The sequence below is a fragment of the Rhizobium sp. BT04 genome, assembly GCF_030053135.1.
Taxonomy (GTDB): domain Bacteria; phylum Pseudomonadota; class Alphaproteobacteria; order Rhizobiales; family Rhizobiaceae; genus Rhizobium; species Rhizobium binxianense.
The window spans coordinates 3694493-3711497 of the sequence record NZ_CP125652.1; the positions used below are offsets into that span (position 1 = coordinate 3694493).

At 61.9% G+C, this 17005-nt stretch carries 14 protein-coding genes; 5 read left to right on the forward strand and 9 right to left on the reverse strand.

Going from position 1 to position 17005, the window contains the following annotated elements:
• Positions 1 to 21 precede the first annotated feature (21 nt).
• Positions 22 to 927, forward strand: a complete 906-nt coding sequence (locus tag QMO82_RS26285) for a DMT family transporter (protein WP_183605662.1) — start codon at positions 22 to 24, stop codon at positions 925 to 927.
• On the opposite strand, the gene QMO82_RS26290 is transcribed toward QMO82_RS26285, so the two are convergent.
• From QMO82_RS26290 to QMO82_RS26305, 4 genes are read right to left on the reverse strand one after another with little or no spacing between them, the layout of a single operon-like run.
• Positions 893 to 2575: a VOC family protein gene (locus tag QMO82_RS26290; RefSeq protein ID WP_246718171.1), complete on the reverse strand. Its 1683-nt coding sequence runs from the start codon at positions 2573 to 2575 to the stop codon at positions 893 to 895. The genes QMO82_RS26285 and QMO82_RS26290 overlap by 35 nt on opposite strands.
• Before the next feature lie 21 nt (positions 2576 to 2596).
• Complete coding sequence (locus QMO82_RS26295; RefSeq protein ID WP_183605664.1) at positions 2597 to 4192, reverse strand: response regulator; 1596 nt, start codon at positions 4190 to 4192, stop codon at positions 2597 to 2599.
• A gap of 4 nt (positions 4193 to 4196) precedes the next feature.
• Positions 4197 to 4622, reverse strand: a complete 426-nt coding sequence (locus tag QMO82_RS26300; protein ID WP_085736129.1) for a response regulator — start codon at positions 4620 to 4622, stop codon at positions 4197 to 4199.
• Positions 4609 to 6750, reverse strand: a complete 2142-nt coding sequence (locus QMO82_RS26305) for a PAS domain S-box protein (protein ID WP_183605665.1) — start codon at positions 6748 to 6750, stop codon at positions 4609 to 4611. Before QMO82_RS26305 ends, QMO82_RS26300 begins: the two co-directional genes overlap by 14 nt.
• A gap of 194 nt (positions 6751 to 6944) precedes the next feature.
• On the opposite strand from QMO82_RS26305, the gene QMO82_RS26310 reads away from it, so the two are divergent.
• The 3 genes from QMO82_RS26310 (at position 6945) to QMO82_RS26320 (ending at position 8967) form a co-directional block, all read left to right on the forward strand.
• Positions 6945 to 7322, forward strand: coding sequence for a response regulator (locus tag QMO82_RS26310; protein WP_183605666.1), 378 nt, complete (start codon positions 6945 to 6947; stop codon positions 7320 to 7322).
• A gap of 472 nt (positions 7323 to 7794) precedes the next feature.
• Entirely contained in the window at positions 7795 to 8499 is a 705-nt protein-coding gene (locus QMO82_RS26315) for a LuxR C-terminal-related transcriptional regulator (RefSeq protein WP_183605667.1), read from the forward strand.
• 30 nt (positions 8500 to 8529) lie between these two features.
• The gene (locus tag QMO82_RS26320) at positions 8530 to 8967 is read left to right on the forward strand and encodes a response regulator (RefSeq protein ID WP_183605668.1); all 438 of its coding nucleotides are present in this window, start codon (positions 8530 to 8532) and stop codon (positions 8965 to 8967) included.
• A gap of 70 nt (positions 8968 to 9037) precedes the next feature.
• Here QMO82_RS26320 and QMO82_RS26325 read toward each other — a convergent pair whose 3' ends face one another.
• From QMO82_RS26325 to ybaL, 4 genes are all read right to left on the reverse strand, one after another.
• A complete protein-coding gene (locus QMO82_RS26325) occupies positions 9038 to 9754 on the reverse strand; it encodes an ATP-binding protein (RefSeq protein WP_183605669.1) in 717 nt (238 codons plus the stop codon).
• 170 nt (positions 9755 to 9924) lie between these two features.
• Positions 9925 to 12474, reverse strand: a complete 2550-nt coding sequence (gene secD, locus QMO82_RS26330) for a protein translocase subunit SecD (protein ID WP_183605670.1) — start codon at positions 12472 to 12474, stop codon at positions 9925 to 9927.
• An 83-nt stretch (positions 12475 to 12557) separates the two neighbouring features.
• Positions 12558 to 12938 (reverse strand): hypothetical protein, encoded by a 381-nt coding sequence (locus tag QMO82_RS26335; protein ID WP_183605671.1) that lies wholly within the window; start codon positions 12936 to 12938, stop codon positions 12558 to 12560.
• Positions 12939 to 12992: 54 nt separating this feature from the next.
• Positions 12993 to 14810, reverse strand: a complete 1818-nt coding sequence (gene ybaL, locus QMO82_RS26340) for a YbaL family putative K(+) efflux transporter (protein WP_183605672.1) — start codon at positions 14808 to 14810, stop codon at positions 12993 to 12995.
• Positions 14811 to 14889: 79 nt separating this feature from the next.
• On the opposite strand from ybaL, the gene QMO82_RS26345 reads away from it, so the two are divergent.
• Positions 14890 to 15150 (forward strand): DNA-binding transcriptional regulator, encoded by a 261-nt coding sequence (locus QMO82_RS26345; RefSeq protein ID WP_183605673.1) that lies wholly within the window; start codon positions 14890 to 14892, stop codon positions 15148 to 15150.
• 6 nt (positions 15151 to 15156) lie between these two features.
• Here the strand turns inward: QMO82_RS26345 and QMO82_RS26350 are convergent, their stop codons facing one another.
• On the reverse strand, positions 15157 to 16578 hold the full coding sequence (locus tag QMO82_RS26350) for a glycosyltransferase family 39 protein (protein ID WP_183605674.1): 1422 nt from the start codon (positions 16576 to 16578) through the stop codon (positions 15157 to 15159).
• Positions 16579 to 17005 lie beyond the last annotated feature (427 nt).

The window sequence follows — 17005 nt, forward strand, 5'->3', positions numbered from 1 at the left end:
GCGACCAAGAATATCGAGATCATGTCGCAGCCGGCCTCCACCCTTTCCGAAGGCTCTCCTTCCAACCGCTTCCCCCTGGCGGCGCTCATTCTCGGCGGGGCGGCGATCGGTGGCTCGCCGATCTTCGTCCGGCTTTCCGAGGTCGGGCCGATGGCGACGGCCTTCTGGCGCGTGGCGCTGGCGCTGATCCCGATCGTCATCGTCTCGCTGATGAAAAAGGAGAGGGGGCCGAGGCCGCAAAACCTTTCCGACTACGGCCTGCTCATCCTTCCGGGCGTCATGCTGTCGCTCGATCTCGCCGCCTGGCACCTTTCGATCACGATGACGTCAGTCGCCAATGCGACGTTGCTCGCCAACCTTGCGCCTGTTTTCGTCACCGTGATCGCCTTTCTCTTTTTCAAAGCGCGGATCAGCCGCGTCTTCCTGCTCGGGCTTGCCTTGGCGCTGGCCGGCGTCATCGTCTTGAAAGGCGGACCGGCAGCGATCGGCAACGGCGACCTTCACGGCGACGGCCTGGCGACAACAGCCGCCTTCTTCTATGCCTGCTACATCCTTGCGCTCGGCAGCCTGCGCAGCCGGTTCGATACGACGCGAATCATGCTGTGGAGCACGGCGTCGGCTGCCATCTGCATCTTTCCGGTCGCCTTCTTCATTGAGGGCCACATGCTGCCGATGACCGTCTATGGCTGGTCGATGGTCTTTGGCCTCGCGTTTATCAGCCATGCCGGCGGGCAGGCGGCGATCACCTATGCGCTGGCCTATCTGCCGCCGGCCTTTTCCTCGCTGACGCTGCTGCTGCAGCCGGTCGTCGCCGCCATCCTCGCCTGGGCGCTGCTCAACGAGGCGATCGGCACGATGCAGGCGCTGGGCGGCGCCGTCGTCCTTGCCGGGATCATGGTTGCCCGAACGTCTCGCTCCTCGGCTTAGTCGCTTGCTGCTCCAGCGGCGGTGGATCGTCGCCCATTCTCTGGAGCAACCACTTCTGGATGATCGGCACATCGGCATCGCCGAGATCATGGCCGCCGGGAATGACGTCGGAATCGACGGTGGCGCCCGAACTCTTCAACCGCTCTTCCAGCTCGCTCGCATATTTGCCGTAGGCATCCGTCTTGCCGCTGATGACGAGCAGATCCGTGCCCTTCAGATCGGCATGCGGATAGTCGCTGAGAACAGGCATGGAGCGCAGCAGCACCGCCTTGTGAACCAGGTTCGGGTGCAGGTAGAGCAGCGAGTTCAGCAGGTTGGCGCCATTGGAGTAACCGACATAGACGACCTTCTGCGGATCGAGCCCGTAGGATTTGACCGCACCCTCGATGAAAGCTGCGAAGGCTTCCGCTTCGGTCTTGATGTCGTTTTGGTCGAAGGAGAAGGGGGTGATGCGCTTGTACCAGCGCGGAAAACCTTCCTCCGTCGCCCGGCCGCGCACGCCGAGCAGCGTCGCCCGCGGCGCCGCCTTGTTCAAGAGCGGCATCAGCGTCGTCTCATTGCCGCCGGAGCCGTGCAGCAGCACGAAGACGCTGCCGTCGGGATCCGGGGGCGTATAGAAGCGATGGACGAAAGGCAGCTCGCGATAATTGATGCGCGGCTGGCCGGGCATTGAAAATTGCGGCAGCACCACCTTCAGGTCATGGAGATTGGTGATGGCTTCGGGCGGTACGAACAGCTTCGTCCCGAGCGCGGCATGTTCTTCATCGACGGCCATGCCCGGCTTGTCGGTGGCAAGCTCCACCAGCGTGCCGCCAGGCTCGCGGGCGTAAAGCGAGCGGAAATATTTGCGGTCGTGCATGTTGGTCGGCGATGCATCGGTGGCTTCGAGCGCCTTGCGGACGGACAGCAGCGTCTCCTCATCGGGCGCGCGGAAGGCGACGTGATCGACCGTGCCGGTGCCCGGCGCACCGGACCAGAAGCCGCGGGCATCGCGCACGTCGATGACGTCGCCGGATTGCGAAACCAGCCTGTCGATCGTGCCGCGGTTGGCCTGGAAGCGATAGCCGAAATGGCGCTCGAGGAAGCCGCGGCTCTCGGCGGGCCTCTCCGTCAGCATAGTTGCACCGCGCACCCGCTGGATGGCGTGCTCGACCGGGATCGAGGCGCCGTCCCAGACGGCCGGCGATGTCAGAGCCTTTGCGCCTGCGAGCTTGAGGATGATGTTGTCGGGGTCCTTCAGCCGGAGCACCGGTTCGCCGAATTCGTCGGCCGGCCCTTCCGAGCGCAGACCGAAGCTCATGGCGCGCGTCAGCCAGTAGCCGATGCTCGCAGGGTCGATCGACAGTGATATTTCGCTGATCTGGCCGTAGCCGGCCCGGCCGGGCGCGCCATCTTCCCAGGCGAGGAAGGTCAGGAGCGAACCCGGCGTGCCCGCCGCATCGCCGTAGAAGAGATGCAGTTGAGTCGCGTCCTCGTAACCGGCCGTCTGCTTGACAAGCCGCATGCCGAGAAAGCCTGCGTAAAAATCCACGTTCGCCTGCACTTTTCGAGTGACGGCGGTGACGTGATGTATGCCTGATACCATCTGGAGCAGTCCTGATTGAAGCGGCGTCGTCAGGAGCGCGAGTATGAAAGCTGCGAAGGTCATACCGTTGCCAATGACCATCGCTTAGTTTTGTTCCGCACAAAGCGCAAGCGAATCGCCGCGCTGCAGCAGCTCCAAATGTTCGACATCTTCGAGTGCCTCTTCCAGTTGCTGCAGGGTCGGCGGCTTGACCATATAGGCGCGTGCGCCGAGATTTCGGGCCCGTCGCATGTCGGTCTCATCGCTTGAGGTGCTGAGAATGCAGACGGGAATTTGGCTGAGGCGGACATCGGCGGAAAGCGCATGCAGCACCTCGAAGCCGTCCATGATCGGCATGTTGATGTCGAGCAGCATCAGGTCGATCTGTGGCAGATCGGCGATGCCGGCGCGCTCTTCCAGCAGCCGCATCGCCTCGCGTCCGTTGGTGGCGACATGCAGGTTGAAATTCACCTTCTCCCGCCGCATCAGCTTGATCTTCAGAATCTGGATGTCGGCCGGGCTGTCTTCCACCAGCAGCACTTCGGCAAGCCTGCCGGGCCCTTCGCCCGGCTGCTCGGCGGGCTTGGCGCTGTGCGGCATGACCGATACGGCCGGCGGCTCGGGCCTCGCCTCGGCGAGCGGCACGTCGACAATGAAAGTGGCGCCCGGCCCATTTTCCGCCTCGCACCAGATCGCGCCGCCATGCAGCTGCGCGATGCGGCGGCAGATGGCAAGGCCGAGCCCGGTGCCTTCGATGCCGCGGCCGACGAGACGCTTGAACGGCTGGAAGATCAGTTCGCGATGCTGAGGATCGATGCCAGGTCCGTTGTCACGCACGGTGAGACGGCACATGTCTCCATGCGCCTCGCCTGAGATCGTAACCTCGGGAATCTTCTGCTCGCAGTAGCGGACGGCATTCGACACGAGGTTCTGCAGGAGTTGGGTCAGCAGCGTCGCATCGCCCATCACCTCCGGCAGCGTCCCGCGGATGATGACGGCGCCGCGGCTTTCGGTCTGCTGGCGCAGATTGTCCTCCACCTGATTAAGCACATCGGAGAGCGAGACTGGCGTCAGCTCCGGCCCGCCGGAGGCCTCGAGTCTGGTGAAGCCCGAGACCTTGACGATCAGGTCTTCCATATGGTCGGCGGCGCTGAGCACGTAATCGAGCAGTTCCCGGTCTTCGGCCGGAAGCGCCGATGACCCGTGCAGGATGCGGCTGAAGGATTTGATCGTCCTGAGCGGCTCCTTCAGGTCATGGGCCATGGCCCGTGTGAAGATCTCAAGCGATTGCCGCTTCTGCTCCAGCTGTGCTTCCAGCATGCCGTGCATGATGGCGTTCTGGATGCAGCGGTGCAGTGTTTCCGGCGACAGCGAATCCTTTGTCAGATAGTCGCGCGCGCCGCTCTTCATCACCTCGACGGCGACGGTTTCGCTGCCCTGGCCAGTCAGCATGATGACGTTGGCGGCGGGATCGCGCTCCAGAATGTCGGCCAGCACGCCGAGCCCGTCGCGCCCCGGCAGCGAATAGTCGAGCAGAATGCAGTTCGGCCGTTTGCGGCTGTTCAGCGCCAGGCCCTCTTCACCCGTCTCCGCCTCCAGAACGGTATAGGCGGTGCTGGAGACGCGGCCCAATATGCGGCGATAGACCTCGCGATCGTCGATATTGTCGTCGATGATGAGAATGCTGCAGTCTTCCGCCAATCTGTCAGTCCTCGAGCGGCAGGATGGCGATTTCGAACCAGTATTCCTTCAGCCGCTGGATCGCCGCGAACAGCCCGTCGAGATCGACCGGCTTCTGCACATAGGTATTGGCGCCCAGCGCATAGCAGCCTTCGATGTCGCGCTCGTCGTCGGAGGTGGTCAGGATCACCACCGGGATTTTGCGCCAGCCGGCGTTCGATTTGATCGCCTCCAGCGTCTTGCGGCCGTCAAGGCCCGGCATGTTGAGATCGAGCAGGATCAGCCCCGGCTTCGGCACCATCGCCGCGAGCATGTCGAGCGCTTCCTGCCCGGAGGCCGCCCAGCGGATCGAATTGCGCAGGTTGGTGCGTTTGAAGGCGCGCATCGTTGCTTCGAAATCGTCTTCGCTGTCCTCGACGATCAGGATCGGTTGCGTGTCACGCTGCTGCATTCTGCCCCTCGCGTTTTTTTCCCAGGGTGAAATAGAATGTGGTGCCGGCGCCGACCTCGGATTCCAGCCAGATATCGCCATTGTGCCGGGCGATGATCTTGCGGACGAAGGTGAGGCCTGCTCCGGTGCCGTCGTCGGAATCCTGCGACTTTTCCAGCCGTTTGAAAATGCGGAAAATGTCCTCATGGAATTCCTGGGGTATGCCCTTGCCGTTATCCCTAACGAAAAACACGTTGCGGGCAACCGTGCCGTCCTTGCCGACGAACCGATCGAGATAGCCGATCGAAACGAGCGGAGCCGGCTTGTCATTGTATTTGATCGCATTGGTGATGAGATTGCGGAACACCTCGGTCAATCGCGGCGCGTCGCAGACCACATCCGGCAACTGGCCGTCGATGATGACCTTGGCATGTCGCTCCTCCAGCAGGAGTTCCATCGTCGCGACGACATCCTTGACGATCAGGCCGATATCGGTGCGTTTGACCGCCAGCTGTTGCCGCCCGAGCCGGGAGAAGTAAAGAAGGTCGTTGACGAGTTTCTCCATCCGCTGGCTGAGGCGCACCAGCCGGTTCAGCCGGCGTACGCCGTCATCGTCGAGCTTGTCTTCATAGTCCTCCAGCAGGAACCGGGAGTGGTTGTGCAGGCCGCGCAGCGGTTCCTTGAGGTCATGCGAGGCGATATAGGCGAATTCGTCGAGGTCGTGGTTGCTGCGCTCGAGTTCGGCCGTATAGGCCTCGAGCTGGGCAAGCGTCGTTTTCATCCGCTCTTCCTGCCTGGCGCGCTCGCTGATATCACGCACGATACCGACGAAAATCCTCGTATCGCCGGTGGCGACGGCGCTGATGGAAACGTCGATCGGAAAGACGATGCCGCTCTTGCGTCGTCCGGAGACCATGCGTGTCGTGCCGATGATGCGCTCTTCGCCGGTCTGGCGGTAATGGGCGAGATAGCCGTCGTGCTCGGAATGGTAGGGTTCGGGCATCAGCATCTTGATATTCTGACCGATCGTCTCCTGCGGAGAGTAACCGAACATGGTTTCGGCCGCTGGGTTGAAGCTCCTGATCGTTCCAGCCTCGTCGATGACGATGACGGCATCGGGCGTGCCGCGCACCAGCGCGCCGAAGCGGACGCGCTCGGTTTCGAGGTTATGATTGTTGCGCATGAAATAAAAGACGAGGATGGCGATCAGCCAGAGCGTCGCCGCCGTAATCGTGCGGTTGGCGATCTCCTGCCAGAACGCCGCCTCGTCGTGCCGGACGGCGAAGAAGCCGAGCATCAAAAGCACGGTGCAGGCAAAAGCGAAGAAAAGCGGCGCGTTCCTGTTGCCGAACCAGAGCGCCGTCAGCACCAGCGGCACATAGAGAATACCGTTGGCGACGCCGAGCGGCGTATAGAGATCGACGAGAAGGCCGGTGAAGCAGACCGCAGCCGGGATCCAGAGCGGGATCTGCGCCCGGTTTGCCGGCTGCATCCACCAGGAGCGGGCGAGAAGCCCCGAGCCGAAGATCACGATGCCGATCGCCGTATGCAGCGCCATCGCCGCATAGGGTCCCCAGCGGTAACCCTGTTCGGCTGATGTGACATAGCTGGCCAGGGCGATCATGCCGAGGGTGATGACGACATAGCTCGTCAATTCCTGCACCACCTGGCTTTTCCTCTCCGCGTGGAGAGCGAGCAGCAGCGAAAGATTGGCGATCAGGAAGACCAACGCCGTATTCGGCCCCATGCCGCCACCGATCTCAGCGATGAAATCGGGCGGAACCAGGAAGCGCGCGATCAACAGGTCGACATTGTGGAAAGTCCGCCCGATGGTGATGATTTCCACCAGCCGGGCCGCGGCGATCGCCGCGGCAAGCCCTGCCATGATCGTTGCTGCCAACCGAAAGCGACGGGCAGCCAGCGTCGAGGCCGCCAGCCCCAGGCCGGAAAGCACGAAGCAGAGCGCTGTGTTGAAGGCCATCGACGGAAAGCCGGGAACGAGCGAAATGATCGCCTTGATCTGCAGCAGCCAGCCGGCAACAGCGCTCACCCCGAGAAGGACCATCAGGCAGCCAACCGCAATCGCGAAGCCACGGTAGCGCGACCGCCTCCGCTGGTCCTGAAGGTCCACGTTGCCCTTATCCTGCACCCGTCGTTTCCTCCTCGCTTGGCGTCGCCATTTTTTCCGAAATCGAGGAATACTCAATAGTCAGTGGCGGGCGGTGCCACGCTTTTCGCAAAACGATTTTTCGATAAGATGGATCGAATTTTCGTGAAATCGCGATATCGTGACGGTGAAGGACAACGAGGTTCATTCGAACAATATCCAAATCACGGTGCTGAATGCCTACCATAATTTATGTCGACGACAGCAGGGATGATCTCTTCTATCTCGACTATATCCGCAGGAAGCAGCAGATAGAGGTCGATCTATTCTGTTTTTCGACCGCCGAGACGGCGCTGGCGGCGCTGGAACAGCGCGCGGCGGAAGGCTGGCCCCTGCCGGAACTGCTGGTCGTCGATCTCTACATGCCGCTCGACAGCGGCATCGGCCTGGTGAGCAGGCTGCGCCGGGATGATCGTTTCAAAGCGATGCGGCTTGCTGTCTGCAGCGGATCGGATGCGGCCGAGGACCGGGCGCGCTCACTTGAGGCCGGCGCCGATGTCTATCTGGAAAAGCCGCTTGACCTCGCCAGGATTATTCTCAATCTCGAGATGTAGGAAACGGCGAAAGCCCGCTAAGCTGTTTCCTGTCCTTTGTCCAAGCCATATGACAAACCGAGATTGACAAGGTCGAGGACGCATCCCAAGATGCAACCGAAGCGAAGCAAATGCGACGCAAATTAAGCGCTGAGAGAACCGATCAACCCGCGTTCGCCGCCACGAACATCAGCCAACCCCTTAGCTGAATGGGTCTATCGGCTCTCTCGCGCTTACGTCTGGCACTGCCTTCTCGCATTCATGGATGTTGATGCGCGAAGATTTACGACACCCAGGTAAGAACTACTGCCCCTCAGTAACCCGTGCATCACTTGTAGTTGAGATAGTTGATGATTTCCGCCTTAAATATCGAAAGTCCCCGTTTCGATATTCGTCATCAACCGTCTCGCAATTTTTGTAGCTCTTCGCGTTTAAGACGTATATCCCAAGATTTCGGGATTGGAGGCATTGGCGGAGGAGAGGAAGAGTGGGAATGAACAATGTCCCGGCAATTCCCTTTCATGCCGGACCGGAGCTGAGTCGGGCGATCAACCGCACCGATTTTTTCCGTCTGCTGAAGTCGGCCGCGCAGCACTATAACTTCGATAATTTCGCGCTGGCCCGCATTTCCGAGGCTTCGGCCCCTTTCGGTGAACGCGATATCGTCATCACCAATGTCGCCGACCGGCGTGTCGGCCTTTTCATCACGACGTTGAAGGAAGCGCTCGGCACCGTCCGGGCAAAGTCCGCTCAGTTTCTGGCAACGCCGGTTCACGGCAGGAATGTGCGGCCGGAAGATTACCGGTCCGATCTCGTTTTCAACGAGTTCCAGAGTGGCGTCTTCCTGTTCATCCCGCTGTTCACCCCGGAAGGGCGGCGCTATTGTCTTGTGCTCAGCGGCGAGCGTCAGGAGCCGGATCAGAGCGAGATCGCCGACATGCTTCTCGACGCCATGCGCATTTTCGACAAGCTTTATGAGGAAATCCTGACGCCGGAAATGTCCGGACGGCTGACCCACCGCGAATCGGAAATCGTCAAATGGACGAGCGAAGGCAAGACGTCGGCGGAGATCGCCATCATTCTCGGTCTCTCCGAACATACGGTCAATTCGCACATCACCGCGGCCGCGCGCAAACTGGACGCCGTCAACCGCGTTCATATGGTGGCGATCGCCTTGCGGAATGGTTTGGTTACGTGAAGCTGGTTTCGGGATTGGGGAATTGAGACGATGATCACCGAAACGGGCCGAAGGAACGCCGTAAAGGTTCTCTTTGTCGACGACGAATTCATCGAATTCCGTGCGCTCAAGAAGAAGATCGCCGAGCTCTCCGAGCCGGCCGTCGAGGTCGAATATTCACCGTCTATCGGGGACGCGCTGGAAAAAATCCGCTTGGCGCGTTTCGATCTCATCCTGCTCGACAACCGCCTTCTGCCGAACGCCGATTTCCGCGAAACGGTGCCGGAACTGCGCGGCATCGGTTACACCGGCCCGATCGGCGTCGTCTCGACCGATATATCGGGCGGCTATTTCCAGGAGTTCCCGAACTACGGCGTCGATTTTCGCATCGGCAAGGACGAGATCGATGCCCAGACGCTGCAGCACATCATCCGCGAATATGTGACCTATGACGTCCCGGATTTTTGGAAGGACGATTACAGCATTTGACCCTAAAGCGCGGCGCGATCTTCAGATTCGCCTGCCACTCGCATAACCACTGCACACTTTTGCGAGACGCTTAGGCAATCGGAAGGCGGATGATGAAGCGGCTGCCGCTTGCATCCGAATGTTCCAGGCTGATATTGCCGCCAAGTGCCGTCAGAAACTCCCGCGCCGTCGTCAATCCGAGGCCGGCGCCCTGGACCGCTCCCGCCTTCGGCAATTTCCAGAAAGGCTCGAATATCCGCTCGCGATAGGCAGTATCGATGCCCGGGCCATTGTCGGAGATCCGGATGAACCAATCCGTGCCCTTTCGCTCCGCCGCAATCGTCACATGTGGCGGCGCTTCGCCGCGATAAATGAGGGCATTGGTCAGCAGATGCCGCAGCACCAGCCCGAGCAGGGCGGCGTCGGTGCGGATGGAGGGCAGGCCTTCGCTTTCAAGCGTCGCATCGCTAACCCCAGTTTCGTCGGTCAGCTCGCCCCAGACATTTTCGGAGAGCGCCTGCAGATCGACCTCTTCAGGTGTCACCTGAGGTGCTCCGCCCGCAAGGCTCATCAATGCCTTGGTGAGGCGTTGTGCGGCTTGCGCCTTCTCCATGATCATCCTGAGGCTCTGAAGCTGTTCGCCGTCGAGCGTTTCCTCGAGATCGTCGAGCAGCAGCTCGGCATACATGGCGATATGGCGGAGCGGCGATTGCAGGTCGTGCGAGGCGGTCGCGAGAAATCGTTTGATGCGCTCCTCGCTGTCGCCGGCAATATTGGTTTCCGATGGTCTCGTCGGGTCGGATGACATCTTGCGGTTTCCCGATCTCTGTGGCAGCGCCGCGTCTGTTTTCAGGCACGCAAAGGACGCTGTAATCCTTTGAAACGCTGCATGATTTTATCCTTGCAGTCACCGACAATAGAAAGAGGGCGCCGGCTCTGCAACCAGCGCCCTCTTCAAGGATGCGTCAACTGGATATTTTAGCTTGCCGACTTGCGCGGGCGACCCTGTTCCGGCGGGATGATCTCAACGGCCGTATCGTCTCCCGGGGCGGCCTTGGCGTGGCGGCGGCGCCAGTCGCCGAGGAAGAGCAGAATCGGGGCGGCGATGAAGATCGAAGAGGCGCCGGCCACGAGAATGCCGAAGACCATCGGGATCGCGAAGCTCGAGACGGCGCTGCCGCCCCAGATCGCCATCGGCACCAGGGCGAGGAAGGCCGTCGCATTGGTGTAGAGGCTTCGCGCCAGGGTCTCGTTGATCGACTTGTCGATGATCTCGCGCAACGGCATCGACTTATAGAGCCGCATGTTTTCGCGCATGCGGTCATAGACGACGACCTTGTCGTTCACCGAGTAACCGACGAGCGTCAGGATGGCGGCGATGGCCGTCAGGTTGAAGTCGAGGCCGGTGATCGCGAAGAAGCCGATCGCCTTGGTGACGTCGAGCACCAGCGTGACGATGGCGCCGACGGCAAACGGCCATTCGAACCGCACCCAGATATAGATCAGCATCGCGAAGCTTGCGATCACCACCGACAGGATGCCGGCCGAGGCGAGCTCGCCGCTGACCTTGGGGCCGATGACGTCGGTGCCTTCGACGGTGGCGGACGGGTCGATCTTGGCGACTTCTGCCTTCAGCTTGGTCACCGCTGCCGTCTGCGCCTCTTCGCCGCCCTCCTGCCGCTGCGCGCGGACGAGGATGCTGTTCTTGTCGCCGAAGGACTGCAGCGTGATTTCGCCGAGGCCGAGACTATCAAGACCTTCGCGGAACTTCGCAAGATCAGCAGCCCCTTGCGTCTTGACGGACATCTGGATGCCGCCGCGGAAATCGACGCCGTAGTTGAGGCCGGGATGAATGAACAGCACGACGGAGGCAATCGACAGCAGCGCCGAAACGGTGACGCCGAAGAAGCGCGCCTTCATGAACTGGATATGCTTGTCATAAGGGCTGAACGGGATCAGCGGCCGGATGTTCAGCACCTTGAACTTGCGGCGGCGGGTGATCTCGATCATTGCGACGCGCACGAAGGCAACCGAGGTGAACATCGAGATGATCAGGCCGAGCGCCATGGTCACGGCAAAGCCGCGAACCGGTCCGGAGCCGAAATAGAACAGGATGGCGGCCGCAATCAGGGCCGTCATGTTGCCATCGATGATGGTGGAATAGGCCCGGTTGAAGCCGGTATCGATGGCGGCGAAGGCGCTCTTGCCCTTGCGCGTTTCCTCACGGATGCGCTCGTTAATGAGAACGTTGGCATCGACCGCAAGGCCGATGCCGAGCACGACACCGGCAATGCCCGGCAGGGTCAGCGTCGCCCCCACCAGCGTTAGGGCCGAGAAGGTCAGGATCGTGTGGATCAGCAGCGCCACATTCGCCAGGATGCCCCAGGTGCCATAGAGAACGAAGATGAAGAGGGCAACGAGAGCAAAGCCGACGAGGCCGGAATAAATACCCATCTTGATGGCATCGGCGCCGAGGTCGGCGCCGACCGTGCGTTCCTCGATGACCGTCAGCTTGGCGGGCAGGGCGCCGGCGCGCAGCATGGCGGCAAGTGTCGTGGCGCTGTCGGCCGAGAAGTTGCCGGAAATCTGGCCGGAACCGCCGGTGATCGGCTCGCGGATGACAGGGGCACTCAGCACCTTGTCGTCGAGGACGATGGCGAAGGGATTGCCGACGTTTTGACGGGTGATATCGGCAAAGCGGCTGGCCCCGGCGCTGTCGAAGCGGAAGCTGACGATCGGCTCATGCGTGTTCGGATCGAAGCTGACGCGGGCATCCGACAGCCGGTCGCCGGAGATTTCGACACGATCGAGCACCGGGTAGGTACGGCCTTCATCGTCCTTCAGCATGGTCACGCCGGGACCTGGCTGGTTGTTCGGCGACAGCATGTGGAACGACATCTTGGCGGTGGAGCCGAGAAGCTCACGCAGGCGCGACGGGTCCTGTGCGCCCGGAAGCTGGACGAGCACGCGGTTGGCGCCGATGCGCTGGATGGTCGGCTCGGAGACGCCGACCTGGTCGACGCGCTGGCGGATGACTTCAAGGCTCTGCTGGACGGCATTGTCGACATTGGCGGAGATGCCGGCCGGCGAGAAGCCGACGGTGATGGTGGCGCCGTTTGCAGTGACGGCAAGATCCGCCTGACCGGCGCTGATGCCGGTGCTGATCGGGTTGGCGAGCGTCTTGAGCTCGGTGACGGCGGCATCGCTCTGGGCGGCATCGGCGAGCGTCACGACGATCTGGTTCTGGCTGCGGACGACGGCCTTGGGCTGGATGCCCTTTTCGCGCAGCACGCGGCGGGCGTCCTGAAGCAGCGATTGCAGCCGCTCCTTGGTCAGATCGGCTTCGTCGACTTCCAGAACGAGATGCGAGCCGCCGCGAAGGTCGAGGCCGAGCGACACCTGTTCATGCGGCAGCCAAGCCGGCACGCGCTGGAGGACGGATTGCGGCAGGACGTTCGGCAGGGCGATTAATAGGCCGAGAAAGATGATCACCGTATAGGTGAACACCAGCCATGGTGAAGTACGCATGTTGTATTCCTTAGATAATCGAGGGCCGGCGCTCAGGCGCTGGCGGTATGTCGTCAGATGTCGGAAGCGCCTCGGCGCAAACGTCAGGCAGCCGCCGGCGGGGCGCGCGGCTGATGGGCCCTGGAGACCGCGGCATGAAGCGACGCTTCAGATGCCGGAAAAACGGCTGATATGTCCCAGCCGGCGAAATCGAGAACCGGGGCGGCGGCAAGCGCGGGCGATCCGCTGTCATGGACTGCCTGCTTCGGCGCAAGCCTGCGCTCGGTGGCGAGCAATCCGCGCACGGCATCGCGCGCAGTCAGCTGCGGCGGCTGCGGATCCCGGCCGGAGGAGGAAAGCGTATTGACGGCGACATCGGGCGAGATGATCAGATTGCCGCCGAAAAGCAGGCCGAGATAAGCAAGGATGACGAAGAGGAGGGAAGCGGCGATACGGTTCGTCAGACGGTGCTGATCCAGCTCCATCGTCTCCGTCCCGGCGATGTCACTCCCGTATCGGCTCAAAAGCGCGCCAATCTCTCATTCTCTTTGCGGCGGAGGGTCATCCGCCGGGATAATTGTATCAGGCCCATGCCCGTCTTCATAGGGCACACTCTCATGATGCACTTGGGCGAGCCGGTCAACCATGCCAAGCCCGATTTCACGCTCGCCCATGATGACGGTGTCGGCGCCATAGTGCTTCAATTCATCGACCTCGGCGTCGGAATGGGCGCGGGCGACGATGAGGATCGACGGATTGACGCTGCGCGCCTGTTCGGCGATGCGGCAGGCCTCGAAGGCGTTCGGGATGGCGATGGCGATGCTGCGGGCGCCTGAGAGATTGGCGAGGTCGAGCGTTTCCCTCGCCACCGCATTGCCCATCAGGGTTTCGATGCCCTGCGCCTTCAGTTCGCCGATGCGCTTGTCGGAATCCTCGATGACGAGAAAAGGTGTGGCTGACGATTTGAGGTTCTGTCCGACGATGCTGCCGACCCGCCCGTAGCCGACGAGAATGGCGTGGCCGCCGAGAGCGGTCGGGTGCACCTCGTCGTCTTCGGCCGGCGTCTCCTCCTGGGTGGCGATCGCATCGGCAGCGGCTGGGTCCGCCACGACGTCTTCACGTTTCGCACCTTCGAAAAGCGGCCGCATGCGGTCGCAGAGGAAGAACAGCAGCGGATTGAGGATGATCGAGATGATGGCGCCGGCGAGGATCAGATCGCGGCCTTCTCCCGGCAGCAGACCGAGTTCGACGCCGAGGGCGGCGAGGATGAAGGAGAATTCGCCGATCTGGCCGAGGCTGGCCGAAATCGTCAGCGCCGTGCCGAGCGGCTTCTTGAAGGCGAGCACGATCAGCAGCGCGGCGACGGACTTGCCGATGACGATGATGAAGATGGTGGCCAGAATCGGCAGTGGCTTGTCGATCAGGATGTTCGGATCGAACAGCATGCCGACCGAGACGAAGAACAGCACGGCGAAGGCGTCGCGCAGCGGCAGGCTTTCCTGGGCGGCGCGATGGCTGAGCTCGCTTTCGGCCAGCACCATGCCGGCAAAGAAGGCGCCGAGCGCCAGCGACACGCCGAAGAGCTTTGCCGCGCCGAAAGCGACGCCGAGCGCGATCGCCAGCACGCCGAGCCGGAACAGCTCGCGCGACCCGGTATGGGCAATGCGGTGCATCGTCCACGGAATGAGCTTGCGGCCGAAGACCAGCATCAGCGCCACGAACAGCGCCACCTTCACCAGCGTCATGGCGATCATGCCGCCGATGCCGAGATCGAGCCCGAACAGGCGGCTCAGCCCGGCCGAGAGCGGCTCGACAGGAGCATGGCCCTCGCCGCCGATGCTGGCTGCGGCCGGGATCAGCACCAGCGCCAGCACCATGGCGAGATCCTCGACGATCAGCCAGCCGACGGCGATCCTGCCGCGCTCCGTCTCGACGAGCCGCCGCTCCTGTAGCGCTTTCAGCAGCACCACGGTTGAAGCGACCGAAAGCGCCAGGCCGAAGACCAGGCTGCCGCCGGTCGGCCAGCCCATGAAGGCGCCAAGCCCCCAGCCGAGCAGGGTCGCAAAGGCGATCTGCGCGATGGCGCCGGGCACCGCGATGCCGCGCACCGACAGCAGGTCTTTCAGGGAGAAATGCAGTCCGACACCGAACATCAGCAGGATGACGCCGATTTCGGCCAGCTCCGGCGCCAGGCTCTGATCCGCCACATAACCTGGCGTATGCGGCCCGACCAGGACGCCGGCGATCAGATAGCCCACCAGCGGCGGCATCCGCAGCCGATGGGCAAACGCGCCGAAGATGAAAGCCAGCACGAGGCCGCCGACGATTGTCGAAATCAAGGGCGTATCGTGTGGCATCGCTGTCTCCCGATCTGGAAATCCCGTTCGTAATATGACATATATGGTCTATATCGACCAATATGGGTAAATTAGAATTATGGGTCAAGGCGCAAGGGAAACAATTCTCACCCCGGCTCTCTGCCGCGCGGCGCGCGGCCTGCTCGACTGGACCCAGACCGATCTTGCCGAAAGGGCAGCCGTCTCGCGCAGCACCATTCGCGATTATGAGGGTCGCCACCACGAGATCCACCGCGCGACGGAGGCGCAGCTGCGCCTCGCCTTCGAGGAGGGCGGCGTCAGATTCGTCGAGATCGAAGGGGCGGGCACCGGCCTCTGCCTGGCCAATCCAGCCGGCTGAACCCGTTCAGGGCGCCAGGCAGGCGGCAGAGACCTTGTAAACGGAGAGCGCCTTGCCCTTGTAATAGCCCGCCGTCGGCTGCCAGTTCTTCAGCAGCTCGGGCGTCTCGGTGGCGCAGCTGAAGGGACCGTCCGTCAGGAAGAGCACCTTGCCGGTTATGTCGGCCGGCAGGGCGAATTCCTGCTCGTAATAGCTCTCGGGAAGGCCCGCCGGCGCGCGCGCATAGATCCTGTAGGAGCTGCCGCGCAGCGTATAGAAAAGATCGGCGACCATGTCGCGATCATTGGTGACGATGATGTCGGTGCCGGCCTGGCCGGCAAGTGCTGCGGCTTGGCGGCTGACCTCGGCGCGGCCGAGATAGCGCTTCATCACCTCGTCGCCGTTCGGCAAAAGCAACTGTTGCGGAAAGATTGTCGCCAGCGGAAAGAGCAGGCTGGCGACGCCGTTGATGGCGAGCGACAGCCTGAGCCCTTTCGGCCATAACCGATAGAGCAGCCAGACGGCAAGGATGGTGCCAGCGACATAGGCGGTCACGGCCCAGTTGGCATAGGCCTTGGCGACCGTTGCCTGCAGCGTGATCAGCACCACCACCGGCATCGACAGCCAGACCAGCATCTTTTCCCGGTCGTCGCTCCTGCCCTTGATCATGCGATAGACCGCCCAGAGCATCGCAAAGAAGATGATCGGCCCGACGACGCCGAATTGGGCGGAGAAGAATTCCAGCCCGCGACGGAGATTGATGCCGAGTTCGCTCCAATGGGCGATGTCCTGCGTATGCCGCACCGTCGTATTGTCGTGCTGCAGGTTCCACCAGAGGTTCGGCAAGGCGACAACAATCGCGACCGCGACCGCGATGATGAAATCCCGGATGGCGATGCGTGCGGCCGGAATGAGGAGGAGAGCAAGCGCGCCGCCGGGAAGCACGAACAGCACGGCATATTTCGTCAGGAAGGCGAGGCCGACGCCGAGGCCCATGATGAGCGCCAGCCCGACCGAGCGCCGCTGTGTCAGGCCGAAATAGGCAAGCAAGACGATCGCGATGAAGAACAGCAGGATCACGTCGGTCGAAAAGAATACCGAAGACAGCGCGACGCCCGGGAGGGTGATATAGGTGGCGCCCGTCCAGCCTTCGATCTCCGGCCCGACGAAACGCTTCGCTACCTTCATCAGCACCAGCGCCGCCGCCATATGGATCGGCGGTCCGGCGAGCCTGATCCAGTAGATGGCGTCGGAACCGGAGAATTCGGTCATCGCCCGGATCACCCAGGCAATCATCGGCGGCTTCGAATAATAGCCGAGATCGAGATTCTGCGACCAGAACCAGTACTGCGCCTCGTCGACGAAAAGGTCGGTCGCATCGAAATGCAGCGTGACGACGCGCCAGAGCGTGAAGCCAAGAACGATGAGGAGACCTGATCTGGGGGACATGAACCGACTGTTCCGCTGACATGAAAGGCGCGAGTGCGATTACACCAAAGGCGCCGGACTGCCAACGGGAAAGGTCTAGAACACCCGAAGTCCGCGGATGTCGCGGTTTGCGGCGAGAGAATCGAGGCGGGCGACGGCGGCAAGCAGCGTCATTGCAATCAAGCAGGAACCCAATCCGAGAACAATCATTGCTCTGTCCTTGTCGACGTCATGTCTTGGCTATCGACCGGCCTATAACACGGAGCTTGCGTGTGCCTTGTAGCAGCCGTGCAACTCCGCAGCAGTATTTTTTGCCAACGGCCTTGAATTGCTTCAAAAGCCGGCACTGCGAAAAGGCTTATTAACCTTCAGGCAAGGAATTAACCATAAACATTGCTTTACACGTCGGAATGGGAAGATGCACTCGTTCCCACCAGGCATGACGCCG